This window comes from Nocardioides sp., from assembly GCF_036267815.1.
GTDB lineage: Bacteria > Actinomycetota > Actinomycetes > Propionibacteriales > Nocardioidaceae > Nocardioides.
The window spans coordinates 1-23820 of the sequence record NZ_DATAVI010000033.1; the positions used below are offsets into that span (position 1 = coordinate 1).

The following is a 23820-nucleotide window of genomic DNA, read 5'->3' on the forward strand; positions in this document are numbered from 1 at the left end:
CACTTGGGGGCGCCATTCCTCCCACCTCGCGGGGCCATTCCTCCCACCTCGCGGGGGGTCAGACGCCGGTGGCGTGCTCCAGGGCGGTCAGCTCGGTGTCGAGGTGGGTCAGCAGCCGCTGGAGGTGGGGCAGGGTGCGCCGGCAGCCGGTCAGACCGAAGGCCATCTGGTCGGCGTAGGAGTTGCAGGTGATGTTGAGAGCCATCCCGTCGATGGGGATCGACAGGGGGTAGGTGCCGAGCAGGCGCATGCCGTTGAAGTACTGGGTGGTGCGCGGGCCGGGCACGTTGCTGATGATCAGGTTGTAGGGAGGCCTCACGACGCCACCCATCCGCAGCATCGGGCCGAGGATCGCCGGCGCCTGACCCAGGGCGCTCATCGCCAGGATCTGCACCGGCGTCATCTCCGCCAGGGCTCGCTTGCCGTCGACCATGGACTCGTGGACGGCGCGCAGCCGCTCGGCGGGGTCGACGAGGTCGGTGCCGAGCTTGACCATCACCGACCCGAGCGCGTTGCCGCCGTGGGCGGAGGCGATGTGCGACTCCTTGGCCCGCAGCCCGATCGGGACCATCGAGACGAGCGTGGTGTCGGGCAGCGCGTCCAGCTCCAGCAGGTAGGTGCGCATGGCCCCGCTGCACATCGCCAGCACCACGTCGTTCAGCGTCGTCCCGGTGGCCCTGCCGACCGCGCGCAGCCGCTCCAGCGGCCAGTCCTGCGCGGCGAAGCGACGCGCGGCGGTGATCGGCTGGTTCAAGATGGTGCGGGGCGCGTAGAGCGCGAGCGCCGACGTCTCGTTGCGCAGCGACTTCGAGAGCGTCTTGATCAGGGCCCCGGGGAGACCGGCGGCCTCGGCGCTGATGCCGAGCGCCGCGCGCATCGCCTGGAGGGGTACGTCGGACAGCGAGCGCTCGGCCTCCTCGCGCACCTCGCGTGCCTTGGCCGTCGTCGGCTTGCTCTCCCAGGGCGCCGGCATGCCGGCGCGGTCGGGGTCGCTGGTCAGGATGCTCTGGAGCAGGCGCATCGCCGAGACGCCGTCGACCAGCGCGTGGTGGAGCTTGGCGTACATCGCGACCCGGCCGTCGCGCAGGCCCTCGATGAGGTGCCACTCCCACAGCGGGCGCTCGATGGCCAGGCGCGTGGAGTGCAGCCGGGAGCACAGCTCCAGCAGCTCGCGCACGCGGCCCGGCTTCGGCAGGGCGCTGTGCCGCACGTGGTACTCGATGTCGAACTCGTCATCCTCACGCCAGACGTACTGCCCGCCGGTGCGCACCGAGCGCACCGGGTGCTTGAGGAACAACGGCGCGATGTCGTCGGACTCCCGGAACTGGGTGTAGAGGTCGTGCACGAAGTTCCGGCCGGCGCCCTCGGGCTTCTCGAAGAGCTGGAGGCCCCCGACGTGCATCGGCATCCGGCGGTTCTCCGCCAGCAGGAACGCCGCGGCCGTCGGGTCGAGGGGCTGCACCATGTCGCCGATCCTTGCACGGCCGGTGAGTCGGCGGGGCGTGCGAGGATCGCGGCATGCAGGCCCAGCCGTGGGAGGGCGCGATCGAGCGCGGGCGCACCTCGCTGGCGACCCGCCTCGACCGCTGGCGCACCCGTCGCTGGGCGATTGCCCAGTGCGCGGTGGCGGCGGGCGCCGCGTGGTGGCTGGCCCAGCACGTCCTCGGTCACGCGACCCCGTTCTTCGCGCCGGTCGCGGCCGTCGTCTCGCTCGGTACGTCGTACGGCCAGCGCCTGCGCCGGGTCGCCGAGGTCGCGGTCGGGGTCGCCCTCGGCGTGTTCGGCGGCGACCTGCTGGTGCAGGTGATCGGGAGCGGTCCCTGGCAGATCACGCTGGTGGTCGGGCTCCAGATGATGGCCGCGGTGCTGCTCTACGGCGGCCAGGTCTTCGTCACCCAGTCGGCGGTCCAGGCGGTCGTGGTCACCACCCTGCTCGCGGGCACCGGGGCCGCCTTCACCCGCTGGACCGACGCGCTCGTGGGTGGTGTCGTCGCGCTGGCCGCCGCGACCGTCGTGCCGGCCGCGCCGCTACGGCGTCCGCGCGAGCAGGCGGCGAAGGTGGTGCGCAAGATCCGCGACCTGCTCCACGCCGCGGCCGAGGTGATGACGGCCGGCGAGCTCGACCCGGCCATCGACCTCCTCGCCGAGGCCCGCGCCACCGACCACCTCATCCGCGAGCTCCAGGACGCCGCGGACGAGGGTCTCGACGTGGTGGCCTCCTCGCCGTTCCGCATCCGCCACGCGCCGGGCCTGCGGAAGATGGCCGAGCTGGTCGAGCCCCTCGACCGTGCCCTGCGCAGCACCCGCGTGCTCGTCCGGCAGTGCGCGGTGGCTGCCTACCGGCGTCAGCCGATCCCGTCGTCGTACGCCCTGGTGGCCGAGGAGCTGTCCGCGGCGGTCGAGGTCGTCGCGACCGAGCTCGACGCCAACCGGATGGCGTCGGTCGCCCAGCCCGCCCTGGTCGCCGTTGGCATCGCCACCAGCGACCTGGAGCGCACCGACGACCTGTCCACCGAGGTCGTCCTCAGCCAGCTCCGGGCCATCGTCGCCGACCTGCTGCTGCTGACGGGAATGGACAGCCTCGAGGCCACCGATGCGATCCCACCCGTCCGGCGCTGAGGCGGGCGGCCCGATGAGCTGGGTGCTCCACGTCGACCTCGACCAGTTCATCGCCGCGGTCGAGATGCTCCGTCGCCCCGAGCTGGCCGGCAAGCCTGTGGTCGTCGGCGGCCGCGGAGACCCGACCGAGCGCGGCGTGGTGGCCACCGCGTCGTACGCCGCCCGCGAGCACGGCGTGGGCTCCGGGATGCCCCTGCGCATCGCCGCGCGCAAGCTTCCCGACGCGGTGTTCCTGCCGGTCGACAGACCGGCGTACGACGCCGCGTCCGCGCGCGTGATGGACACCTTGCGCTCCCTGGAGTGGGGTGGCCGACCGGTCGTCGTGGAGGTGCTCGGCTGGGACGAGGCGTTCCTCGGGCCCGGGGCGGGACACGGCGACCTCGGCGACCCGCGGGGCTTCGCCCAGCACGTCCGCGCGGCCGTGCTCGCCGCGACCGAGCTGACCTGCGGCGTCGGGATCGGCGACAACAAGGTGCGCGCCAAGATCGCCACGGCGTTCGGCAAGCGCGGCGAGGGCGACGGCTCGGGGATCGGCTACCTCACCGCGGTCGAGTGGTACGACGTGATGGGCGACCGGCCCACCACCGCCCTGTGGGGCATCGGGGCCAAGATCGGCAAGCGGCTGGCAGCGCTCGACATCCACACGGTGCGCGAGCTCGCCGAGAGCGATGCGCGGGTGCTCGCCGACGCGATCGGCCCCACGATGGGCCCGTGGTACCACCGGCTCGGGCGGGGCGCCGACACCAGCGCGGTCGACGCCACGCCGTGGACCCCGCGCGCTCACGGCCGCGAGGAGACCTATCAGGCCGACCTCACCTGGGACGTCGTCCCGGGCGAGCTGCGGGCACTGACCGCGCGGGTCGTCGAGGACATCGACCGCGAGGGCCGGCCGGCCGCGCGGGTGGGGATCAAGGTGCGCTACCGGCCCTTCGTCACGGTCAGCCGGTCGCTGACCCTGCCCGCGCCGTCCCACGACCTCTCCGTCCTCGCGGACGCCGCGGTCTCCCTCCTCGACCGGGTCGAGCACGACCGGCCGGTGCGCCTGCTCGGCGTCCGCCTGGAGATGGTCGAGCCTGAGGGGGGCTACGCGCGCTGACCTGCGTCGTGAGTCAGTGGGGGGAGCCGAGCTGTCGAGAAGGGGCGGGCATGGACTGGCAGGCGTGGCACCGAGACTACGACGACCCAGAGTCGCCGGTGTCGCAGCGGCTGGCGGAGGTCCGGACCCGGCTCGCGACCCTGCTCGGGGCGGTGCGCGGGCGGCCCCGGCTGCTCAACCTGTGCGCGGGAGACGCGCGTGACACGGTCCCGGTCCTGGCTGCGCTGGCCGGCGCGGGACGCCGGGTCGATGCCTGCGCGGTCGAGCTGGACGCCGAGCTGGCCGGCGCGGCGCGGCGGTCGGCCGAGGCGGCCGGGGTCACCCTCGACGTCCGGACGGCGGACGCGGCCGACCCGGCGACGTACGCCGACCGGCTCCCGGTCGACGTGCTGATGCTGGTCGGGGTCCTCGGGAACGTCTCCGACGCGGACGGCGGGACGACGATCCGGGCAGCGGCCTCGATGCTGGTCCCGGGCGGCGCCGTCCTGTGGAGCAGGAGCGACCGCTTCCGCTCGGAGCCGGGTCACGACTACGCCGACCCGGCCGCCTGGGTGCGCGACCGGTTCGAGGCGCAGGGCTTCGAGACCACCGCCTACGTCGTCCCTGCGCAGGGGCACTGGCGGCTCGGGGTCGCGAGGCTCGCCACACCGTCGCCGGCCCCGCTTCCGGACCGCCTGTTCACCTTCGTCCGCTGACCCGTCCCGCGCACGCCACTAGGACCGTCTCGAGACCAGCAGGTCGCGGAGCGCGGCGAGCCAGGCCCCGTGGCTCCCGTCGTACGGCGCCAGGCGGCGGGTCACGGCCTCGTGCACGCGGTCGCACGACTGCGCGGCAGCGCGGACCACGTCGTCGGGATAGCCGAAGGCGACCCGGTGCTCGGCGAACTCGTCCTCGTCGTCGACGAACACCGAGTCGTCCACGCGACGGATCACGTCGAGGTCGAGGTCCACCGCGCGCACCGTGCTGCCCTCCCACACCGGCGGGGTGGTGATGTCGACGTAGACGTCGACCCAGTCGCGAGGCTCGCCGTGGAAGCCGGCGAACCACCCGCGCTCGCCGTCGGGCCCGTCCGCGGCGGGCACCAGCGCGACCTGGTCGTTCTGGGAGACCAAGGCGTAGCCGGGCCTGCTCATCGGGGTCCCCGCCGGGAGCCCGAGCCAGTCGCCCTGGTCGTCACTGCCGAGCCACAGCGCGCCGTACTCCCAGTGCGGCTGGTCCCCCCACTTCGACATCGCGACCCACACCGGATGCCCCACCTCGAAAGCCACGCCCGAACCGCCTCCGTCTCGCTCAGCCGACGTCGTAGGCGTCGGGGTCGAACCTCGCCAGCGCTCGCCGGAACGTCACCGTCGACCTCGGCCAGAGCGTGGTGTTGCGGCCGTGCGCGTCGAGATACCACGACGAGCAGCCGCCGGTGTTCCACACGGTGTGCCTCATCCGACGCTGGAGGGCGGCGTTCCACCGTCGTTGGACGTCGGCTCGCGGCTCCACCGCGTCGTACCCGCGACGGCGCATCGTGCGGATCGCGTCGCGGATGTAGGCCACCTGCGACTCGATGATGAACACCATGCTGGTGTGCCCCTGGCCGGTGTTGGGGCCGACGATGGTGAACAGGTTGGGGAAGCCGTGCACCGTCGTGCCCTTGTACGCCGACATGCCGCCGTCGGCCCACTCCTGGGCGAGGGTGCGGCCCTCGCGACCGACGATGCGCTCCGCGATCGGGAGCTCGGTGGTCAGGAAGCCGGTGGCCACGACGACCACGTCGACGGGGCGCTCGACGCCGTCCGCGGTCACGACCGAGCCCGGCGTGATCCGCGCGATCGGGTCGGTGACGAGGTCGACGTTCGCCGAGGCGAGGGCGGGGTAGTAGGTGTTGGAGCGCAGGACGCGCTTGCAGCCGAGCCGGAAGTGCGGCGTGAGCCGCTCACGCAGCGCGGGGTCCGCGACGGCCTTGCGGAGGTTCGCCAGGGCGGCCCTCTGGGCGGGGGCGGCGAGGCGTGGCTGCATGGTGAACGCCGGCACGTAGCCCTCGTGCGCCCAGTAGATGCCGGTGCGGTAGACCCGGGCCAGTCCCGGCAGACGGCGCAGGGCGACCCGCTCGAGCCGGGGGTAGCGGCGGTCGTTGCGCGGGATCACCCAGGGGGCGCTGCGCTGGTAGACGTCGAGGTGGCCGGCGACCTCGGCCAGCTCGGGCACGATCTGGATCGCGGAGGCACCGGTGCCGATCACCGCCACGCGCTTGCCGGCGAGGTCGACGTCGTGGTCCCAGCGCGCGGAGTGGAACAGCGCGCCGGCGAACGACTCGATGCCCTCGATCGCGGGCAGGCGTGGCTCGGAGAGGCCGCCGGTGCCGGTGACCAGCGTCTTCGCCAGGACCTCGCCCGACGTCGTCCGACACCGCCAGCGACGCTCGGCGTCGTCCCAGACCGCGCGCTCGAGCTCGGTGTCGAAGACGGTCCTGTCGAGCACGCCGTACTCGCGGGCGAGTCGCCGGAGGTAGGCCTGGATCTCGGGTTGCGGCGAGTACGACGACGTCCACTCGGGGTTGCGGGCGAACGAGAACGAGTAGAGCTGGCTGGGGACGTCGCAGCACGCGCCCGGGTAGGTGTTGTCGCGCCAGGTGCCGCCGACCTCACCGGCTCGCTCGATCACCGCGAGGTCGCCCTCGCCGTCCTGGGCCAGCCTGATCGCCGCGCACAGACCCGCGAACCCGGAGCCCACGATGAGGTGGTCGACCCGCTCCGGGAGGCTCATGGGCCCCGACGCTACCGCGACCTAGCCGGTCACGAGCCGGTGGACAGGTCGTAGACGGTGACCCCGTCGACGGTCTTGGCGGTGAACGTCGACTCCACCCAGCTGGTGATCTGGGACGCCGTACCGCTGCCGCCGCTGCTGCTGCCGGGACCGCCAGTGCCGCCAGCGCCGCCCGCGCCGCCAGCGCCGCCCGCGCCGCCCGCGCCGCCCGCGCCGCCAGCGCCGCTCGCGCCGCCGCCGAGGGTGCCGCCGCCGCCGATGAAGTAGTGGATCCGCCCGGCCGCCACCCAGGCCTTGAACTGCGCCAGGGTCGGGCTCGGGTCGCTGCCGTTGAACCCGCCGATCGCCATCACCGGCCTCTGGGTCGCCAGCTGGTATCCGGCCGCGCTGTTGGACCCCACGGTCGCGGCCACCCAGGTGTACGACGACGCGTCGGCCTCGAGCAGGTCGGTCAGGGCCGTGCTCGACGTACTGCCGTCGAGCAGGCCGCCGGTGCTGGCCCGGCTCCCCGTGCCGGTGCTGCCCGCGCCCGTCGGCGGCGTACCGCCGAAGCCACCGCCCTGCCCGCGGCCCGGCCCGGCGCCCGGCCCGCCGCCGAAGCCTCCGAACCCGCCCGTGCTGGCCGGCCCGGCGCTGGGGATCGAGCCGCTGTGCGCAGTGCCGGCCGTGTCCAGGGAGTACGCCGCGGGGGCGGCCAGGCCGGCGAGGACCGCGGCCACGGCCACGGCGGAGGCCACGGCGCGCGGCAGGTGGCGGACGGCGACGATCATCAGGGCCGCCGCGAACCCGACGGTCGCCACGGCGTACCGCAGCCACGGGTGCCACGACGCGTCGCGGGCCAGCAGCTCGGTGGCCAGCGCCGTGGTCATCGCGACCGTGAGCCCGAGGATCCCGGAGGCGACCAGCGAGCGGCGGTGGCGCCACAGGGTCCACGAGCCGATCCCGACCAGGGCGCCGATGGCCGGTGCCAGCGCCACGGTGTAGTAGGGGTGGAAGATCCCGGCCATCAGGCTGAAGGTCAGGCCCGTGACGACGAGCCAGCCGAGCCAGAGCGCGAGCGCCGCCTGTGTCAGGCGTCGGCCGCGCGCGAACCACAGCCCGGCTGCTCCCAGGACGAGCGCGGCGGGCAGCAGCCAGGCGACCTGGGTGCCGACCTCGCTGCTGAACATCCGGAGCAGGCCGGTGGCGCCCCACTGACTGCCGCCGCCCCCGAAGCCACCGCCTCCGCCTCCGACCGACCCGGTCTCGGAGCCGTCGAGGCGCCCGAAGCCGTTGTAGCCGAGGGTGAGCTCGAGGATCGAGTTGTGCTGGGACCCCCCGATGTAGGGGCGCGACGCCGCGGGCCAGGCCATCACGATCGCGATCCACCAGCCTGCCGCGACGACCAGGCCGGCGAGCGCCGCCAGGAGGTGCATCAGCCGGCGCCGCCACGCGACGCCCGCGAACACGGCGTACACCAGGACCAGGGCGGGCAGGACCAGGAACGCCTGGAGCATCTTGGCCAGGAACGCGAGTCCGACCAGCACTCCGGCCAGCACCAGCCAGCGGGCCGCCCGGCGGCCGCGCGGGTCGCCCGTGCTCGTCGACGCCTCGACGGCACGCAGGGTGGCGTAGGCCGATCCGACCAGCAACAGGACGAGCATCGCGTCGGGGTTGTCGAAGCGGAACATCAGCACCGCCACGGGGGTCAGGGCCATCGTCGCGCCGGCGAGGAGCGCGGCGACCGCGGATCCCGTCGTACGCCGGACCGTCGCGTGCAGCAGCCACACGGCGCCGACGCCCTCGAGCGCCTGCGGGACCAGGAGGCTCCACGACGACAGCCCGAACACGCGGACCGACAGGCCCATCGGCCACAGGGCCAGGGGCGTCTTGTCGACGGTGATGCTGTTGGCGGCGTCGGAGGAGCCGAAGAAGAACGCCTTCCACGACTCCGAGCCGGCCTGGGCGGCGGCGGCGTAGAAGGAGTTGGCCCAGCCGGAGGCGCCGAGGCCCCAGAGGTACAGCAGCGCCGTCGCGACCAGGAGGAGACCGAGGGCCGCGCGGTCGGCAGGCACGGGGAGCCGCCGGACGCGGCCCTCGGCCGCTCGCGGACCGTGCTCGACGGACGGCGCCCGCCCGCCGAACGTCGTACGCAGGGCACCTCGCCGGCGGTCCGAGCGGTACGCCGGCGGCTGGGCGTCCCGGGTGAGGCCCGGGCTGGCGGAGGAGGTCTCGGAATTCATGTCCTCACGGTGACCACCCCGACTGGCAGGCCCCCCTCGCCCCCCTGTGCCCCCTCTGTGAGACCGCCTTCCGGATAGTCCCTGACAGAAATGCTGCGAAATCGCCGGGCTGACGACGTTTCTGTCAGGGACTACCGAGATTTTCCAGCGACTGACTATCTGGGGAGGTGGACGGTGAGGGTGGTGGAGGAGGGGTGGGAGACCAGGGTGACCGAGCCGCCGTGGGCGGTGACGATGGCGTGGACGAGGGAGAGGCCGAGGCCGGCGCCGCCCTGGACCGCGCCCAGAGCGACGCCGTCCGCCACCGCCGCCCGGGTCCGCGAGGTGTCGCCGCGCACGAAGCGCTCGAACGCCGTGGCCGCGAGGTCGGGCGGGAAGCCCGGACCGTCGTCGTGCACCGAGAAGCCGGACGCCGTGCCGGTCACCGTCACGGTCGTCCCGGCCGGCGTGTGCTTGCGCGCGTTGGCCAGCAGGTTGCTCACGACCTGGTGCAGCCGGTCGGCGTCGCCGGTGACCTCGACCGACTCCGCGGGCAGCTGGAGCCGCCACCGATGGTCCGGCGCCACGACGCGGGCGTCCGACACCGCCTCCACCAGCAGCCGCGAGAGGTCGACCGTCTCGCGCGCCAGCGGCCGGCCGGCGTCGAGCCGCGCGAGGAGCAGCAGGTCCTCGACCATCGCGGTCATCCGCGCCGACTCCTCCTCGACCTTGCCGAGCGCGGTCGTCACCGCCCCCGCGTCGTCGGGACGACGGCGGGCCAGCTCGGTGTAGCCGGCGATGGTCGTCAACGGCGTGCGGAGCTCGTGGGAGGCGTCTGCGACGAACTGCCGCACCTGCTGCTCGCTGCGGTGACGCTGCGCCAGCGAGCTCTCGACGTGCACCAGCAGCGTGTTCAGCGCGGAGCCGACCTGGCCGACCTCGGTGCGCGCGTCGGTGAGGTGCTCGGGCACCCGTGGTGCGATCGCGATCTCGCCCTCCGCGAGCGGGAGGCCGGCGACGGTGTGCGCGGTCGAGGCGACCTCGCGCAGCGGGCGCAGCTGACGGCGTACGACGTACGTGGCGGCGCCGCCCGCGCTCGCGATCGCGAGGAGCGCCAGCAGCACCTCCCACCAGATCAGGGTGGAGACCACGTCGTCCACGCTCTTGGTCGGGAGCCCGGCCGCGGACCGGTCGTCGGGGGAGACGACCACCCGGTAGGAGCCGAGCGAGTCCAGGTGCACGGTGTGTGCCTGGTCGTCGGCCGGGACCGAGCTCAGCTCGTCGCCCATGGAGGGCAGGTTGCGACCGGTCTGGTTGCCACTGGTGCGCTGGACCTGGAGGGAGGCCACCCAGGAGTTCCCGTCCGCGCCGCCACGCCGCCACGCCAGGAGGGTGCCGACCTCGCCGCGACCCAGGCCGACCCCGTACGGCGGCGTGGCCCCCGGGGGGTCGTCCCAGTGCTCGCCGATGAACTGGGCGCTGCCCAGGGAGGCCTCGACCCGCTGGTCGAGCTGCCCGGTGAGATAGCTGCGCATCGCGAAGGTGGTGACCGTGCCGATCAGCAGGGTGACGACGAGCACCAGCATCACCGTCGTCACGACCAGGCGCGACGTCAGTGAGGCGAAGGCACGCCTCATGACACCGGTTTGAGCACGTAGCCGGCGCCGCGCATCGTGTGGATCATCGGCTCGCGGCCCGCGTCGACCTTCTTGCGCAGGTAGGAGATGTAGAGCTCGACGACGTTGGCCTGGCCGCCGAAGTCGTAGTTCCACACACGGTCCAGGATCTGCGCCTTGGACAGCACGCGCTTCGGGTTGCGCATCAGGAAGCGCAGCAGCTCGAACTCGGTCGCGGTCAGCAAGATCTCGTGCCCGGCGCGGCGTACCTCGTGGCTGTCCTCGTCGAGCTCGAGGTCGCCGACGGTGAGGACGGACGCCGACTCCGCCCGGCGCGCCCCGGTACGCCGCATGAGGCCGCGCAGCCGGGCCACCAGCTCCTCGAGGGAGAAGGGCTTGGTGACGTAGTCGTCGCCACCCGCGGTGAGCCCGGCGACCCGGTCCTCCACGGCATCGCGTGCGGTCAGGAACACGACCGGGACGTCGGGATCGCCGGCTCGCATCCGGCGCAGCACCTCCAGCCCGTCGAAGTCGGGCAGCATCATGTCCAGCACGACCGCGTCGGGTGCGAACGACTTCGCCGACGCCACGGCCTTCGCGCCGGTGTGCGCGGTCGAGACGTCGAAGCCCTCGTAGCGCAGGGCCATGCTGATCAGCTCGGCGATGTTGACCTCGTCGTCGACTACGAGCACGCGCAGGGGCGTGCCGTCGGTCCGGGTGAGCTCCATGCCGCGAGTCTGGGCGTGGAGTCTGTGCGTTTCCTGTGAGAGCCCTGTCGGGCGCACACGACCCGCTCTGACGCGTTCCACAGGTGCGGCACAGTAAAGCCGCCCACACTGGACCACATGAGTGACGAGACAGGTCCCGTCGAGCCCGGAGCCGAGACTCCGGAGCCGCCCGTACCGCCGGCCGCGCCCGGCCCGGGCCAGCCTGCCTACGCCCTTCCCTACCCGCCGGGCTACCCGGCGTACGCCGCCGGGCAGCCGGTGCCCGCGATGATGCCGCAGCAGCGCCCGCGGTTCGCCGACCAGGTGATGGGCATGCGCGCCGTCGTCGCGACGGCGTTGGCCTGCCTGATCGTGGGCGGACTCGGTGGCTTCGCCCTGGGCCGCGCCACCGGGAACGGCGACAACCGGATGCTGCGCGGACCCGGGATGTTCCAGCAGCGGGGCGCCCTCCCCAGCACGCCCCGAGGCACCCGCAACGGCTCCGGCTACGGCTCCGGAGGCCTCTCGCCGCGCTTCGACGGGACGCCCCAGCGCCGCCTCCAGGGCACTCCACCGCAGGGCGGGACGCAGACCCAGGCTCCCGACCAGCCGCCGAGCCTGGCTCCGGCCAAGCCGAGCCATCGGGCGGGCAAGGGCGGCCGCTGAGCGATCTCTGCGCACCCGCACCCAACCGCGAGGCCCTTGCCGTCGTTCCACCTGTCGACAAGGGTTTTCTCAGGGGGGCTCGCGATGTCGGATCGGTCGGGCTTCGGTGAGTACGTCGCTGCACGGCGTCCGCTGATGTTCCGCACGGCCTTCGTGCTGTGCGGTGACCCCCACCAGGCCGAGGATCTCGTGCAGCAGGTGCTCACCCGCGTGTACGTCGCGTGGCCGCGCATCCAGCGGATGGAGTCGGTCGACGGCTACGTCCGCACGATGCTGGTCAACGCGAACCTCGACCGGGTGCGCCGGCGCCGCGACCGAGTCGGCCTCGAGGGCTTCGACCAGCCGTCGCGGCAGGTCGACCAGGACGCCGTGCTCGACCTGCGCGAGGCCTTGGCCGGGCTCGCCCCGGGACAGCGACGCGTCGTCGTCCTGCGACACCTGTGGGGACTGTCCGTGGAGGAGACCGCTGTCGAGCTCGGCATCGCGCCGGGCACCGTCAAGAGCCAGACCGCCGACGCCGTCTCCCGGCTCCGGGGACTGCTGGCGCCACAGCAACTGGAGGGACCCAGACCATGAACGACCTCGACGACCTGCTCGACCGCATCGACACCCCGCCACTCGACGTCGCCGCCGACGTCGCCCGCGGCGAGCGTGCGCTGCGTCGTCGCCACGGGTGGCAGGCCTCGGCCGCCGGCCTCTCGGTCGCGGCCGTGGCGGCCACGGCCGTCGCCCTGGGCGGCTCCTCGCCGGCGCGCGACTCCTCCCAGGCCCCGTCGTTCCTCGGTGGCCCGGACGCGGGCGTCCACTCGCAGCAGCACCACCAGACCCGGGCCCGCCATCACGACCGGCACCGGCTGCTCACGGTCAAGCAGCGGCTCCGGCAGCTGAACCGGCAGCTGAACGACCCCGAGACGCGGACCGTGCTCCAGACCTACCGCGACGTCCTGGCCCAGCACCTCGACCCGGGCGGCACGAGGCTCGGACCGGTCAACGGTCAGCTCGGGGGAACGGGGAGCTTCGGGACCAAGCTCGACTGGAACCACGGCGGCGAGCTGATGATCGTGGCGGGCACTGCATGGGACCGCTTCGAGGGCTTCTACGGCCCCGACGTGCGAGTGACGCCGACGACGTTCCACGGCGACGCCGCGCGGACGACCACCTACCAGGGCGACCTGATCGTCTCGGTTCGGCACCCCGACGGCACTATCGTCACGCTCGTCGCGAGCAGCTCCTTCGGCAACAACGGCACCAGCGCGTCGTCCCTCGACCTGACCACCCGGCAGCTGCTGGCCGCGGCGGCCGACCGGCGCATCGTCCTGCCGTCCTACCTGAGGTAGCGCGACGGCGGCGCCCGTCACGGGTGGGCGTCGTAGGTCCGCAACGCCATCAGCGGGCAGGTGCGGACGGCGTGCGAAGCGGCGGCCTCGTGCCTGCGCGGCACGGCGGGGTCGCGCTCGCGCGACCGAGCGACGGGGAACCCGAAGTCGTCGACGTCGAGCAGCTCGGGAAGCAGCTCCGCGCAGCTGCCGTGGCCGTCGCACCGCGTCCAGTCGACGTGCAGGCGGGTGGTCACGACGCCACCGCCTGCCGTGACGTGGGGCACCAGCCCTCCAGATGGGCTGCCACGTGGCCGGCGAACACCTCGAGCGTGGAGCCGACGAAGCGCAGGGTGCCGTCGGGGTGGGCGCACGCGCCGCGACCGGTGACCAGCTGGGCCATCCGGGCGATCTCGGCAGGCAGCGACCGGTCGCGCACCCCGGCGGCGAGCCGGCGAAGGTTCCGCGCCACGTGGGGGAGCCCGTTGACGCAGGGTCCGCACTGCCGGGCCGACTCTCCGGCGAGGTAGTCGGCGACGTCGGCCGCGAAGGCGAGCGGGCACCCGCCCTCGCCGAGGACGTGCAGCACGCCTGCCCCGACGGCGGCGCCGTACGCCGCGAGGTCGCGGCGGGTGAGCCCGACGCCGAGATCCGCGGCCGGCACCCAGGCGCCGTGGTACCCGCCGACGAGCACGGCGACCGGGCGCACGGGCCACGCCGGGGCGATGACGTCGCAGAGCCGGGTGCCGCGGTCGGCCTCGACGACGCCGGGTCGCTGGACCGCGCCCGAGATCGTGAACAGGGAGGTGCCGGGGTCGTCGCGGGTGCCCGCCGACCGGAACCAGTCCGCGCCGTGCCGGGCGACGAGCGCGACCTGCGCGAGCGTCTCGACGTTGAGCACCAGGGTCGGCCGCCCGGCCACGCCGGACTCGCTGACCCGGGTGAACGGGTCGCGCGGAAGGCCTGGGCGCCCGTTCAGCCGTCCGACGAGGGCCGTCTCCTGGCCGGAGACGAAGCCGCCGTCGAGCTGCACCACCTCGACCCGGCGGGCTCGAGCAGCGGCTGTCGCGGGTGCGGGATCTGCCTCCGGGCCGACCGCGAGCACACCACGCCGGGCCCGCATCGCCCGCGCGAGCACCTCCAGCCCGTCCAGGACGAGGTCGGGGCTGTGCGCCAGGAGGACCGCGTCCTTGGAGCTCAGGGGCTCGCCCTCCATGCCGTTGCCCACGACGACCGGCCTCCGCGCACCCGAGGCGACGGCCCGGACCTTGGCCGACGTGGGGAAGCCGGCGCCCCCGCGGCCGGTCAGGCCACTGCGCTCGATCTCCGTCAGCAGGGTGTCCAGCGCCGGGCGCGTCAGGTCGGCTCGTGCCTCAGCGGGGTCGAGGAGGCGCCGGGTCGTCGTGAGCGAGGTGGTCATGCCGTCCTCCTGGGGTGCCGCACCCAGCCGCGACCGGAGTACGACGGGGAGAGGCGCCAGCCGAGCGCGGCCATGACCGACGCCACGCACGCGACGGCGAGGGCACGGAACCACGGCGTCGCCGCGTCGGTGCCGCTGCCGAGCGCGTGCAGCAGGGCAGAGGGCCACAGGGCGTACGTCACCCAGTGGACCGCCTTGAAGGTCGTCGGCCCGACCCGGTGCCGCAGTAGCGACACCACCGTGACGACGCCGAGAAGGTCGACGGAGAGGGTCCCGAGACCGAGCCACAGCGGCCGGTAGCTCCCCAGGAACGGGAGCACGACGTCGACGAGGTGCAGCTGGGCGTAGGGGTCGAGCAGCAGGGTGACCACGTGGGTGAGCACGAGGCCGGTACCGGTGAGCGCGGCCGTCCGATGGAGGTCGCTAGTGCCGAACCTCCCCAGCAGCGGCACCCTCCGGCCCGAGCGCGCGAGGATGCCCAGGACGATCGCGGTCGTCAGCAGCACCAGCGCGACCACGCCGGTCCCGCGACCCAGCGCCCACAGCGCGGAGTCGAAGCCGGCGCCGGTCATGCCGCGGCCTCCCTCGGCCAGGCGCCGACGCGCACGACGCGACGCTGCTGGTCGACGAGCCGGGCGGTGAGCCCGCGGTCGGCCAGCCAGCCGGTCGCCTTGCGGCCGAGCACGATCGCCGCGGTGGACGCGGTGTTGGCCTCCACGCAGGTCGGCGCGGCGACGGTGGCGCTGCGCCACACCGGTGCGGCCGGAGCCGCGGTCCGCGGGTCGACGACATGGTGGATCCGCACGCCACCCCGCCGCCAGGTGCGGCGCACCGTCGACGAGGTCGCGACCGCCGCCCCCTCGGTCAGGGTCACCTGGCAGGCCGGGTCGTCGGGGGTGTCGCGGACGAGCACCTGCCAGCCGCCGTCGGGGGTGGCGCCGGCGGTGGCGATGTCACCGCCGATCTCGACCAGCACCCCGACGCCCACGACGTCGGCCGCCCGGTGCGCGAGCAGGTCGGCGGCCCGTGCCTTGGCCGTCGCGCCGAGGTCGAGGACGACGTCGCGCGGCAGCTCGAGGTGGTCGCCGTAGAGGTGCACGCGCCGCCAGCCGGGCACGGACCTCGAGATCTGCACCGGCGGACCGTCGGCAGGGAGCAGCTCGATGCTGCGGTCGTAGCCCAGCTCGCGGAGGGCCGAGCCGACGGTCGGGTCCACCAGCCCCCCGCTCGCCTCGGCCGCGTCGAGGGCGGTGCCCATCAGGTCGGCGAGCATCGGGGAGAGCCGCGACCGACCCGGGGTCAGCATGGAGAGCTCGGAGTCGGGACGGAAGCGCGAGCACGCGCGCTCCACCTCGTCCAGGCCGGAGCGGACGATCTCGACGACCGCGCCCAGCGCGGCCGGTGCGGTGACCGCGACCCGCCCGGTCGTGCTCCAGATCGCGAAGTCGCACGCCGTACCCACGTCAGGAGCCCTGGGTCGTGGCTTGCGAGGCCGTGCCGCTGGGGGCCGTCACGGTGGCTCGCGAGCCGCTCGAGGAGTGCCGCGACGAGTGGCCCGACGCGGAGTGTCCCGACGTTCTCCTGGAGGTGGTCCCCGAGGTCTTGCCGGAGGTCGTGCCCGAGGACGTCCCCGAGGTCGTGCCCGAGGCCGTGCCCCCGGTGTGGGTGGCTCTGCCGATCGCCGCCGAGGTCCCGAGGGCACCCACGATGCCGAGGACGGCGAGAGCGGCCTGGAGCCGTCTGCTGCGCTGCATGGGAGTCATGCCTCGACCCTCGCCACGGCGCCTGTGTGGATGCTGTGAACGCCGTGAGTCGCCGGTGTCGGTTGCCTGACGACAACCTGCCGATGCGCAACTCGGTGGGAGAACGTCGCCTCGGTGAGGAAGAATCTGCGGCGTTGTGGACATCTCCTTCCCGGCCGAGCTGCCGATCAGCGGCCGTCGCGACGACATCGCCGCCGCGATCCGCGACCACCAGGTCGTCGTCGTCGCGGGCGAGACCGGCTCGGGCAAGACGACCCAGCTGCCGAAGATCTGCCTCGAGCTCGGCCGGGGCCAGGGTCGGGGCCAGGGTCGGGGCCAGGGTGGGGGCCCCCGAGGACGCGGCGGCCTGATCGGCCACACCCAGCCGCGACGGATCGCGGCGCGCTCGGTGGCGGAGCGGCTCGCCTCGGAGCTGGGGACCGAGCTCGGGGGCGAGGTCGGGTACCAGGTCCGCTTCACCGACCGCACCTCGCCGGAGACCCGGGTCAAGGTGATGACCGACGGCATCCTGCTCGCCGAGCTCCAGCGCGACCGGCAGCTGCGGCGCTACGACACGATCATCCTCGACGAGGCGCACGAGCGGAGCCTCAACATCGACTTCCTGCTCGGCTACCTCAAGCAGCTGCTGCCACGGCGCCCCGACCTGCGGCTCGTGATCACCTCGGCGACGATCGACCCCGACCGGTTCGCTCGTCACTTCGCCGAGCGCGACGGCCGCCCCGCGCCGGTGATCGAGGTCTCGGGGCGCACCTACCCGGTAGAGATCCGCTACCGGCCCCTGGTCTCGACCGGGGTCCGCGGCGAGGAGGGCGACGTCGACGACGAGGGCGAGGTCGTCGTCCGCGACCAGACGGAGGCGATCGTCGACGCCGTGCGCGAGCTGTCGGGGGAGGGGCCCGGTGACGTGCTGGTCTTCCTGCCCGGCGAGCGCGAGATCCGCGACACCGCTGACGCGCTCGCCGACGTCAGGCCTGATCCGGGCCGCACCCTCGAGGTCGTGCCGCTCTTCTCTCGGCTCTCGGCCGCCGAGCAGCACCGCGTCTTCTCCTCGCACCCGCAGACCACGCGACGCGTCGTGCTCGCCACCAACGTCGCCGAGACCTCGCTCACCGTCCCGGGCATCCGGTACGTCGTGGACTCGGGGGTGGCGCGCATCTCGCGGTACTCCATGAAGACCAAGGTCCAGCGCCTGCCGATCGAGGCGGTCAGCCAGGCCTCGGCCAACCAGCGCTCCGGGCGGTGCGGGCGGGTCGAGGCCGGCATCGCCGTACGCCTCTACTCCGAGGAGGACTTCGAGGGCCGGCCGCCGTTCACCGACCCCGAGATCCTGCGCACCAACCTCGCCTCGGTGATCCTCCAGATGTCGTCGCTGGGTCTGGGCGACGTCGCCCGGTTCCCGTTCGTCGAGCCGCCTGACCGGCGCCAGGTGACCTCCGGCGTCCAGCTGCTCGAGGAGCTGGGGGCCCTGGTCGCCAAGGGCAGCACACCGACCCCGGACGACGTCGCCGGCGGGAGCCGGCTGACCCGTCTGGGACGCCGTCTGGCCCGGCTCCCGATCGACCCCCGGCTGGGTCGGATGATCCTGGAGGCCGAGCGCCTCGGCTGCGTCCGCGAGATCCTGGTGATCGCCGCGGCACTCTCGCTGCAGGACCCCCGCGAGCGGCCGTTGGAGGAGCGGCCGCAGGCCGACCAGCTGCATGCCCGGTTCAAGGACCCGACCTCGGACTTCCTGTCCTGGCTGAGCCTGTGGCGACACCTGCGCGCCCAGCAGCGGGAGCTCTCGAGCAGCGCCTTCCGCCGCATGTGCCGCCGCGAGTACCTCAACTACCTCCGGGTCCGGGAGTGGCAGGACTTCGAGTCCCAGCTGCGCCAGGTGTGCCGCGAGCTCAAGGTCGACCTGGGCAAGGGCGGGATCGCGACGGTGCCGGACGCCGACGGCATCCACCAGGCGCTGCTGTCCGGACTGCTCTCGCACGTCGGCGTGCTCGAGGAGCGGGCTCCGGGCCCCCCCGGCAAGGCATCTGGAGATCGACGCGGCCAGCGCGGCCCCCGCGGGCCGCGGGAGTACCTCGGAGCGCGCGGCACCCGTTTCGCGATCTTCCCGGGCAGCGGCCTGCGCGGGAAGAACCCGGCGTACGTCATGGCCGGCGAGCTGGTCGAGACCGGTCGCCTCTGGGCGCGGCAGAACGCCGCGATCAGCCCGGAGTGGGCCGAGCGCCTCGGTGAGCACCTGGTCAAGCGCACCTACAGCGAGCCGCACTGGTCGGCGAAGCGCGCCGCCGTGATGGCCTACGAGCGGGTCACGCTGTACGGCGTTCCGCTGGTCACCGAGCGGCTCGTGCAGTACGGCCGGGTCGACCGCGAGCTGAGCCGCGACCTGTTCATCCGCCACGCCCTGGTCTACGGCGAGTGGTCGAGCCGGCATCGCTTCCTCGTCGAGAACCAGCGTCTCCTCGACGAGGCCGAGGAGCTCGAGCACCGCGCCCGCCGCCGAGACATCGTGGTCGACGAGGAGACGCTCTTCGAGTTCTACGACGCGCGGGTCGGCGCCGAGGTCGTCAGCGGCGCCCACTTCGACTCCTGGTGGAAGGGCGTGCGTCAGCGTCGTCCCGACCTGCTCACCTTCGACCCGGCGATGCTCACCCACGAGACGGCCGACGAGGTGCAGGCGACCGACTATCCCGAGACCTGGCAGCAGGGTGAGGGGCTCACGTTCCCGATCAGCTACCACTTCGAGCCGGGGGCCGCCGACGACGGGCTGACCATCGACGTGCCGGTGGCCACCCTCAACCGGGTCGCGGCCGACGACTTCTCCTGGAACGTGCCCGGCGTCCGCCACGAGCTGGTGACCAGCCTGATCAGGAGCCTGCCGAAGAGCCTCCGCGTCTCGTTCGTCCCGGCGCCCGACAAGGCCAGAGAGTTCCTCGCGGCGACCCCGGCCGGTGAGGAGCCGCTGCTGGACGCGCTGGAGCGGTGGGCCCGGTCGACCACCGGCGTCGTCGTCTCGCGCGATGCGTGGGACTGGGGCAAGGTGCCCGACCATCTCCAGCCGACCTACCGGGTGCTGGACGACGGGGGCGCGGAGCAGGCCCGCGGCAAGGATCTCGACGCGCTCAGGGAGCCGCTCGCGGAGCAGTTCGACGCGGCGCTGGCCGCCGTGGCGGGAGCCAGCGGCCTCGGCGCGACCGGCCAGACCGGATGGACCTTCGGCGAGCTGCCGCCGGAGATCCTCCAGCGGCGGGCCGGGCACGAGGTCCTCGCCCACCCCGCGCTGGTCGACGAGGGCTCGACGGTGGGGCTCGGCGTCTTCGGGTCCGCCGAGGAGGCCGCGGCGCGCCACCGGCTCGGCGTACGCCGGCTTCTGCTGCTCGCCCTCCCTGCGGAGCGGGACCCGACCCAGCGGCTCGACACGACGCAGCGGCTCGGCCTCGTGGGCTCGCCGTACCCCACGGTCGCCGAGCTCCTGGACGACGTACGCGCGGCGGTGCTGACCGACGTCGTCGATGCCCATCCGCCGGTCCGCACGCCCGAGGAGTACGACGTGCTCCTGGTGGCGGGCGGCCGGGCCCTGGCCGAGCGGACCGACCAGCTCGTGCTCGACGTCCTGCGGGTCCTCGCGGACTGGCGTGAGACCGACCGGATCCTGCGCGGTCGTGCCGAGCTGGTCACGCTCCCGGCGCTCCAGGACATGCGCGAGCAGCTCGCGCGGCTGGTCCCGCGGGGGTTCCTCGCCGAGGCCGGGGCCGACCGGCTGCGCCGCTTCCCGTCGTACCTCCTGGCGATCCGCAGGCGGCGCGGACGCCTGGACGAGCAGGTCGCCCGCGACCGGCAGCTGATGGACCAGGTGCGACCTCTCGACGAGGCCTACCTCCACCAGCTGGCGGCGCTGCAGCCGGGTCGCCCGCCCGGCGAGAGCCTGCGCCGCGTCCGCTGGATGCTCGAGGAGTACCGCATCTCGCTGTTCGCCCAGCAGCTCGGCACCGACGGTCCGATCAGCGAGCAACGCATCCGCAAGCTCCTGACCCCTTGAGTGCCGAGCTCCGACCACACGACGGGGTGGCCGGGAGGGGGTCGCTACCGTGGACCGGTGAGCCAGCGCCCCCACCACCGACCGCTCGCGCCGGGCGACAGGTTCTTCGAGGGCATCTCCTCGGGCGCGTCCGACCCGCGGCTCCTGGCCGAGGCTGCCGACCGCGCCGCGCGGCTGCTGGTCCGCGGGGCCCACGACTCCGGTGACGATGCCGTTGCCGACCGGGTCCTGCACCTGGCCGACACCGAGGGGATCGAGACGATTGCCGAGCTGTGGTCCTCGCGTCCGGGGGACACGATCGCCGGGTGCCTGTGGCGCCTCTACCTCCTGCGCTCCTGGGTGTACGCCGACCCGGTGGGCGTCGCGCGGGAGTTCGAGGCCGGGCGGGCCCGGGCGTCGGTCGCCCGGGTCGTCAGCGGTGTCGCCGACCCGCCCGGGCCCGAAGAGCTCAAGACGATGGTGGACCAGGTGCTGCGCGGCATCGCCGGCAGCGACTTCGCCGACGTGCTGCTTCGCGCCGCGGCGTTCGCCCGGGTGGTGGCCACCGGTCGTGCCGAGCTGGCCGACACCGACGCCGAGGCGGCCGCGCGGATCCAGTCCGTGGCCGACCAGCTCGACCGCGCCGCGCGCCTGGAGCTCGCCGGCCGGCTGACCTGACGCGCGCGATGCGGACGACTGTGGGGTTCGGGAATCCTCGGAGGGCCGGGCTCGTTACAATGGACGCGTGCGCCGGACCGCGGCAGCCCCGGGTCCCACTATCAGCCGCTTCGAGCGGCCACGCGCCGTGAGGCGCTCCCGGTCCGGCGCACGCTTTCCCGTTCGCAGGGCTCTTGGCCCAGCCGTTAGGGTTTCGGCCGTGCGTGCGAGATCGGGGCGGGGCCGGAAACGGACCAGAGCCCTGCTCCTGAGCACGGTCGCGACCGCCGGTCTGCTGACCTCGTGCGGCTCCTCGGGCTCGTCCGCGTCGACCTCCTCCTCGGGCCCGAGCGACTCTCAGTCCGGCACCCGGTCCGGCTCACCCTCCAGCACGCTACCGAGCCAGCTGCCCCCGGAGACCCTCACGTTCGGCGTGATCGGGTCCTCCGGCGAGATCGCGCAGTACGAGACGATGGCGGAGACCTTCGCGCCCTTCACGCGCAAGGTCACCGTGAAGGTCGAGGGCTGGCCCAACGACGCCGCGATGCTGGGCGCGTTCCGCGACGGCGAGAAGGTCCCCGACGTCTTCCTGGCCAACCAGCGACACCTGACGTACCTCCTCGGCCACCATCTCGTGCAGCCGGTCGACGAGCTGCTCGACGACCGAGGCTTCGACTTCGGCGACGAGTTCCCCCACACCAGCCTGACCGCGTTCGGCAGCGACAACCGCCTGGTCTGCCTGCCGTACGGCGTGCAGCCGTCGGTCATCTACTACAACAAGAGGCTCGTCAAGCTCGGTCAGCTCAAGAGCGACCCCCCGACGCCCGGCCAGGGCTGGTCGCTGGCGCAGTTCGCGGCCGCGGCGCGCTGGGCGGCCAACCACCACCCTGGCGTGGCGGGTGCTGCGCTGGACCCGTCCCTGGTGGGAGTCGCGCCCTTCGTCTACTCCGGCGGCGGGCAGCTCTTCGACAGCAACACCCAGCCGACCACCATGACGCTCTCAACCAGCGCCAGCGTGCAGAGCCTGACCCAGACCGTGCGCGCGCTGCGTGCCCCCGGCACGACCCTGACCAAGGCCCAGCTCTCCCGGGCCTCGGCCGAGGAGTGGTTCCAGCGGGGCAAGCTGGCGATGCTCCAGGGCACCCGCCGCCTGGTCCCCGACCTGCGGACCACCCCGGGTCTGCACTTCGACGTGATGCCGATGCCCAGCCTCGGCACCTCGGCCACCGCGGGCTCGCTGACCGGCCTGTGCCTCTCCTCCCACCCCGGCGACGTCGCCACGGCCGCGGACTTCCTGGCCTACGCCAGCACCCCCGGAGCGCTCGCGCTGGTCTCCTACGGCGGCTATCTCGAGCCCGCCAACCAGACCGTGGCCCTCTCCGACGCGTTCCAGCAGCCCGGACAGCAGCCGAAGCACTCCTCGGTGTTCACCTTCAGCGTCAAGAGCATGGTCTATCCCCCCGACCTGGGTCAGTGGGACGACCTGGAGGAGGCCGTCGACCCGCTGATCGCCAACCTCCTGGACGCCCGGCCCTCGCAGGTGCCGCGGCTGGCCCGCCAGATCGACCGCGCGTCGTACCGCGTCATCGGGCCGAGGTACGGCCCCAGCGCGAGCCCGAGCCCGAGCCCCTAGACGGTCTGGAGAGGCTCAGGCCCGGAGCACCACGTCAGTCCGGCTGAGCCGAGACGACGGCTTCGGCGAGCATCGAAGCGGTGAGGGCGACCTGCCACTCGCGCGCGCCCAGCTCGCGCAGCTGCGTGGCCACGGCGGTCTCGTCGGACCCGGCGGGCTCCCACATGACCCGGCGCACGGTGTCGGGGGCCAGGAGGTTCTCGGCCGGCACGTCGTGCTCCTCCGACAGCCGGGCCATCCCCTCCCGGGCGACGACCAGGCGTTCGGCGGCGACCGGGTCGCGCTCTGCCCAGGCGCGCGGCGAGGGCGGTCCGTCGGTGCGCGGGGCACGCACGGGCAGGGCCTCCTCCGGCAGGCCACGGGCCCGGCTGAGCGCGTCGAGCCAGCGCTCGGCGTAGCGCTGCGCACCTCGCCCGTGGAAGCCCTTGGCGGCCAGCAGGTCGGCCCGCGTGGCCGGGTCGGCCAGGGCCGCGGCGACGATCGCGTTGTCGCCGAGGATGCGGCCGGGAGAGACGTCACGCGAGCGGGCCAGCTCGTCGCGGGCCTCCCACAGCTCGCGCACGGCTGCCAGGAGCCGGCGGCCACGCACCCGGTGCAGGCCGGAGGTACGCCGCCATGGCTCGATGCGCTGGGCGGGCGTGAAGCCGCGCAGCGCGTCGAACTCCTGACGTGCCCACTCGTCCTTGCCCGCCTCGCGAAGCTGCTCGGCCAGGACGTCACGCAGCTCGATCAGCACCTCGACGTCGAGCGCGGCGTAGTCCAGCCACGGCGTCGGGAGCGGGCGCGTCGACCAGTCGGCCGCGGAGTGCTCCTTCTTCATCCGGAAGCCGAGCAGCGTCTCGACGAGGGTCGCCAGCCCGACCCTGGGATAGCCCAGCAGGCGGCCGGCGAGCTCGGTGTCGAACAGCTCCGACGGCACGAGCCCGACCTCGGTGAGGCAGGGCAGGTCCTGCGTCGCGGCGTGGAGGATCCACTCCGAGCCGGCCAGCGCGTCCTGGAGCGGCGCAAGCGAGTCGAACCCGATCGGGTCGACCAGGAAGGTCCCCGCGCCCTCGCGGCGCAGCTGGATCAGGTAGGCGCGCGAGGAGTAGCGGTAGCCGGACGCCCGCTCGGCGTCGATGGCGACCGGACCAGCGGCCGCGGCCAGCGCGGCGCAGGCGTCGACGAGCGCCGGCGGGGTCTCGGTCAGCGGCGGCAGGCCGTCGCGCAGCTCCAGGAGCGGCGCGGGCGGAGTCTCCTCCTGCTCGGCGACCTCCGGAGTGCCCTCGTCGTCGCTCGCCGGGTCGCTCGGCCGGTCGACGGCATCGGCGCTGGGGGAGGTGCTGGTCTGCGAGAGGTCGTCGGAGTCGGGAGTCATGGTGTG

The 23820-nt window shown here is 73.7% G+C and carries 21 protein-coding genes; 9 read left to right on the plus strand and 12 right to left on the minus strand.

Annotation, left to right across the window (positions count from 1 at the left end; genetic code table 11):
- Positions 1–58: 58 nt before the first annotated feature.
- The gene (locus tag VHW64_RS05135) at positions 59–1465 is read right to left on the minus strand and encodes a wax ester/triacylglycerol synthase family O-acyltransferase (RefSeq protein WP_329649437.1); all 1407 of its coding nucleotides are present in this window, start codon (positions 1463–1465) and stop codon (positions 59–61) included.
- A 53-nt stretch (positions 1466–1518) separates the two neighbouring features.
- On the opposite strand from VHW64_RS05135, the gene VHW64_RS05140 reads away from it, so the two are divergent.
- From VHW64_RS05140 to VHW64_RS05150, 3 genes are read left to right on the plus strand one after another with little or no spacing between them, the layout of a single operon-like run.
- Positions 1519–2619, plus strand: coding sequence for an FUSC family protein (locus VHW64_RS05140; protein WP_329649438.1), 1101 nt, complete (start codon positions 1519–1521; stop codon positions 2617–2619).
- Between the two features lie 13 nt (positions 2620–2632).
- Complete coding sequence (locus VHW64_RS05145; protein WP_329649439.1) at positions 2633–3715, plus strand: DNA polymerase IV; 1083 nt, start codon at positions 2633–2635, stop codon at positions 3713–3715.
- A gap of 50 nt (positions 3716–3765) precedes the next feature.
- Positions 3766–4410, plus strand: coding sequence for a class I SAM-dependent methyltransferase (locus VHW64_RS05150; RefSeq protein ID WP_329649440.1), 645 nt, complete (start codon positions 3766–3768; stop codon positions 4408–4410).
- A gap of 18 nt (positions 4411–4428) precedes the next feature.
- Here VHW64_RS05150 and VHW64_RS05155 read toward each other — a convergent pair whose 3' ends face one another.
- The 5 genes from VHW64_RS05155 to VHW64_RS05175 all read right to left on the minus strand — a co-directional run bounded on the left by VHW64_RS05155 (position 4429) and on the right by VHW64_RS05175 (position 11014).
- The gene (locus VHW64_RS05155) at positions 4429–4983 is read right to left on the minus strand and encodes a DUF402 domain-containing protein (RefSeq protein WP_329649441.1); all 555 of its coding nucleotides are present in this window, start codon (positions 4981–4983) and stop codon (positions 4429–4431) included.
- 22 nt (positions 4984–5005) lie between these two features.
- Positions 5006–6469: an NAD(P)/FAD-dependent oxidoreductase gene (locus VHW64_RS05160; RefSeq protein ID WP_329649442.1), complete on the minus strand. Its 1464-nt coding sequence runs from the start codon at positions 6467–6469 to the stop codon at positions 5006–5008.
- A 29-nt stretch (positions 6470–6498) separates the two neighbouring features.
- The gene (locus tag VHW64_RS05165; RefSeq protein WP_329649443.1) at positions 6499–8691 is read right to left on the minus strand and encodes a glycosyltransferase family 39 protein; all 2193 of its coding nucleotides are present in this window, start codon (positions 8689–8691) and stop codon (positions 6499–6501) included.
- 155 nt (positions 8692–8846) lie between these two features.
- The gene (locus VHW64_RS05170; RefSeq protein WP_329649444.1) at positions 8847–10307 is read right to left on the minus strand and encodes a HAMP domain-containing sensor histidine kinase; all 1461 of its coding nucleotides are present in this window, start codon (positions 10305–10307) and stop codon (positions 8847–8849) included.
- On the minus strand, positions 10304–11014 hold the full coding sequence (locus tag VHW64_RS05175) for a response regulator transcription factor (protein WP_329649445.1): 711 nt from the start codon (positions 11012–11014) through the stop codon (positions 10304–10306). Before VHW64_RS05175 ends, VHW64_RS05170 begins: the two co-directional genes overlap by 4 nt.
- A gap of 117 nt (positions 11015–11131) precedes the next feature.
- Here VHW64_RS05175 and VHW64_RS05180 point away from each other — a divergent pair, with 117 nt between their 5' ends.
- The 3 genes from VHW64_RS05180 (at position 11132) to VHW64_RS05190 (ending at position 12996) form a co-directional block, all read left to right on the plus strand.
- Positions 11132–11659: a hypothetical protein gene (locus tag VHW64_RS05180; protein WP_329649446.1), complete on the plus strand. Its 528-nt coding sequence runs from the start codon at positions 11132–11134 to the stop codon at positions 11657–11659.
- An 84-nt stretch (positions 11660–11743) separates the two neighbouring features.
- The gene (locus VHW64_RS05185) at positions 11744–12235 is read left to right on the plus strand and encodes a SigE family RNA polymerase sigma factor (RefSeq protein ID WP_329649447.1); all 492 of its coding nucleotides are present in this window, start codon (positions 11744–11746) and stop codon (positions 12233–12235) included.
- Positions 12232–12996 (plus strand): hypothetical protein, encoded by a 765-nt coding sequence (locus VHW64_RS05190; protein ID WP_329649448.1) that lies wholly within the window; start codon positions 12232–12234, stop codon positions 12994–12996. Before VHW64_RS05185 ends, VHW64_RS05190 begins: the two co-directional genes overlap by 4 nt.
- A 17-nt stretch (positions 12997–13013) precedes the next feature.
- On the opposite strand, the gene VHW64_RS05195 is transcribed toward VHW64_RS05190, so the two are convergent.
- Genes VHW64_RS05195 through VHW64_RS05215 form a run of 5 tightly spaced genes read right to left on the minus strand, consistent with a single transcriptional unit; the run spans position 13014 to position 16158 of the window.
- Positions 13014–13232, minus strand: a complete 219-nt coding sequence (locus VHW64_RS05195) for a ferredoxin (RefSeq protein ID WP_329649449.1) — start codon at positions 13230–13232, stop codon at positions 13014–13016.
- Positions 13229–14395, minus strand: a complete 1167-nt coding sequence (locus VHW64_RS05200) for an NADH-ubiquinone oxidoreductase-F iron-sulfur binding region domain-containing protein (protein ID WP_329649450.1) — start codon at positions 14393–14395, stop codon at positions 13229–13231. Before VHW64_RS05200 ends, VHW64_RS05195 begins: the two co-directional genes overlap by 4 nt.
- Complete coding sequence (locus tag VHW64_RS05205; RefSeq protein ID WP_329649451.1) at positions 14392–14967, minus strand: ferric reductase; 576 nt, start codon at positions 14965–14967, stop codon at positions 14392–14394. Before VHW64_RS05205 ends, VHW64_RS05200 begins: the two co-directional genes overlap by 4 nt.
- Positions 14964–15857 carry an FAD:protein FMN transferase gene (locus VHW64_RS05210; protein WP_329649452.1) on the minus strand — a complete coding sequence of 298 codons (894 nt, stop codon included), beginning with the start codon at positions 15855–15857 and terminating at the stop codon, positions 14964–14966. The genes VHW64_RS05205 and VHW64_RS05210 overlap by 4 nt, the downstream gene beginning before the upstream one ends.
- A 1-nt stretch (position 15858) precedes the next feature.
- Complete coding sequence (locus VHW64_RS05215; protein WP_329649453.1) at positions 15859–16158, minus strand: hypothetical protein; 300 nt, start codon at positions 16156–16158, stop codon at positions 15859–15861.
- 136 nt (positions 16159–16294) lie between these two features.
- Here VHW64_RS05215 and hrpA point away from each other — a divergent pair, with 136 nt between their 5' ends.
- From hrpA to VHW64_RS05230, 3 genes are all read left to right on the plus strand, one after another.
- Positions 16295–20188: an ATP-dependent RNA helicase HrpA gene (gene hrpA / locus VHW64_RS05220; protein ID WP_329649454.1), complete on the plus strand. Its 3894-nt coding sequence runs from the start codon at positions 16295–16297 to the stop codon at positions 20186–20188.
- 57 nt (positions 20189–20245) lie between these two features.
- Positions 20246–20845 carry a hypothetical protein gene (locus VHW64_RS05225; RefSeq protein WP_329649455.1) on the plus strand — a complete coding sequence of 200 codons (600 nt, stop codon included), beginning with the start codon at positions 20246–20248 and terminating at the stop codon, positions 20843–20845.
- Positions 20846–21044: 199 nt separating this feature from the next.
- Positions 21045–22457 (plus strand): ABC transporter substrate-binding protein, encoded by a 1413-nt coding sequence (locus VHW64_RS05230; protein ID WP_329649456.1) that lies wholly within the window; start codon positions 21045–21047, stop codon positions 22455–22457.
- Between the two features lie 34 nt (positions 22458–22491).
- Here the strand turns inward: VHW64_RS05230 and VHW64_RS05235 are convergent, their stop codons facing one another.
- Positions 22492–23814, minus strand: a complete 1323-nt coding sequence (locus VHW64_RS05235; RefSeq protein ID WP_329649457.1) for an HRDC domain-containing protein — start codon at positions 23812–23814, stop codon at positions 22492–22494.
- Between the last annotated feature and the right edge of the window lie 6 nt (positions 23815–23820).

Excerpts from the sequence above, each read along its gene's own strand:
- VHW64_RS05180 (WP_329649446.1), top strand. The coding sequence starts at position 11,132 with ATGAGTGACGAGACAGGTCCCGTCGAGCCCGGAGCCGAGACTCCGGAG.
- VHW64_RS05215 (WP_329649453.1), bottom strand. The coding sequence starts at position 16,158 with ATGACTCCCATGCAGCGCAGCAGACGGCTCCAGGCCGCTCTCGCCGTC.
- VHW64_RS05140 (WP_329649438.1), top strand. The coding sequence starts at position 1,519 with ATGCAGGCCCAGCCGTGGGAGGGCGCGATCGAGCGCGGGCGCACCTCG.
- VHW64_RS05150 (WP_329649440.1), top strand. The coding sequence starts at position 3,766 with ATGGACTGGCAGGCGTGGCACCGAGACTACGACGACCCAGAGTCGCCG.
- VHW64_RS05235 (WP_329649457.1), bottom strand. The coding sequence starts at position 23,814 with ATGACTCCCGACTCCGACGACCTCTCGCAGACCAGCACCTCCCCCAGC.
- VHW64_RS05205 (WP_329649451.1), bottom strand. The coding sequence starts at position 14,967 with ATGACCGGCGCCGGCTTCGACTCCGCGCTGTGGGCGCTGGGTCGCGGG.
- VHW64_RS05200 (WP_329649450.1), bottom strand. The coding sequence starts at position 14,395 with ATGACCACCTCGCTCACGACGACCCGGCGCCTCCTCGACCCCGCTGAG.
- VHW64_RS05135 (WP_329649437.1), bottom strand. The coding sequence starts at position 1,465 with ATGGTGCAGCCCCTCGACCCGACGGCCGCGGCGTTCCTGCTGGCGGAG.
- VHW64_RS05185 (WP_329649447.1), top strand. The coding sequence starts at position 11,744 with ATGTCGGATCGGTCGGGCTTCGGTGAGTACGTCGCTGCACGGCGTCCG.
- VHW64_RS05165 (WP_329649443.1), bottom strand. The coding sequence starts at position 8,691 with ATGAATTCCGAGACCTCCTCCGCCAGCCCGGGCCTCACCCGGGACGCC.
- VHW64_RS05190 (WP_329649448.1), top strand. The coding sequence starts at position 12,232 with ATGAACGACCTCGACGACCTGCTCGACCGCATCGACACCCCGCCACTC.
- VHW64_RS05175 (WP_329649445.1), bottom strand. The coding sequence starts at position 11,014 with ATGGAGCTCACCCGGACCGACGGCACGCCCCTGCGCGTGCTCGTAGTC.
- VHW64_RS05170 (WP_329649444.1), bottom strand. The coding sequence starts at position 10,307 with ATGAGGCGTGCCTTCGCCTCACTGACGTCGCGCCTGGTCGTGACGACG.
- VHW64_RS05145 (WP_329649439.1), top strand. The coding sequence starts at position 2,633 with ATGAGCTGGGTGCTCCACGTCGACCTCGACCAGTTCATCGCCGCGGTC.
- VHW64_RS05160 (WP_329649442.1), bottom strand. The coding sequence starts at position 6,469 with ATGAGCCTCCCGGAGCGGGTCGACCACCTCATCGTGGGCTCCGGGTTC.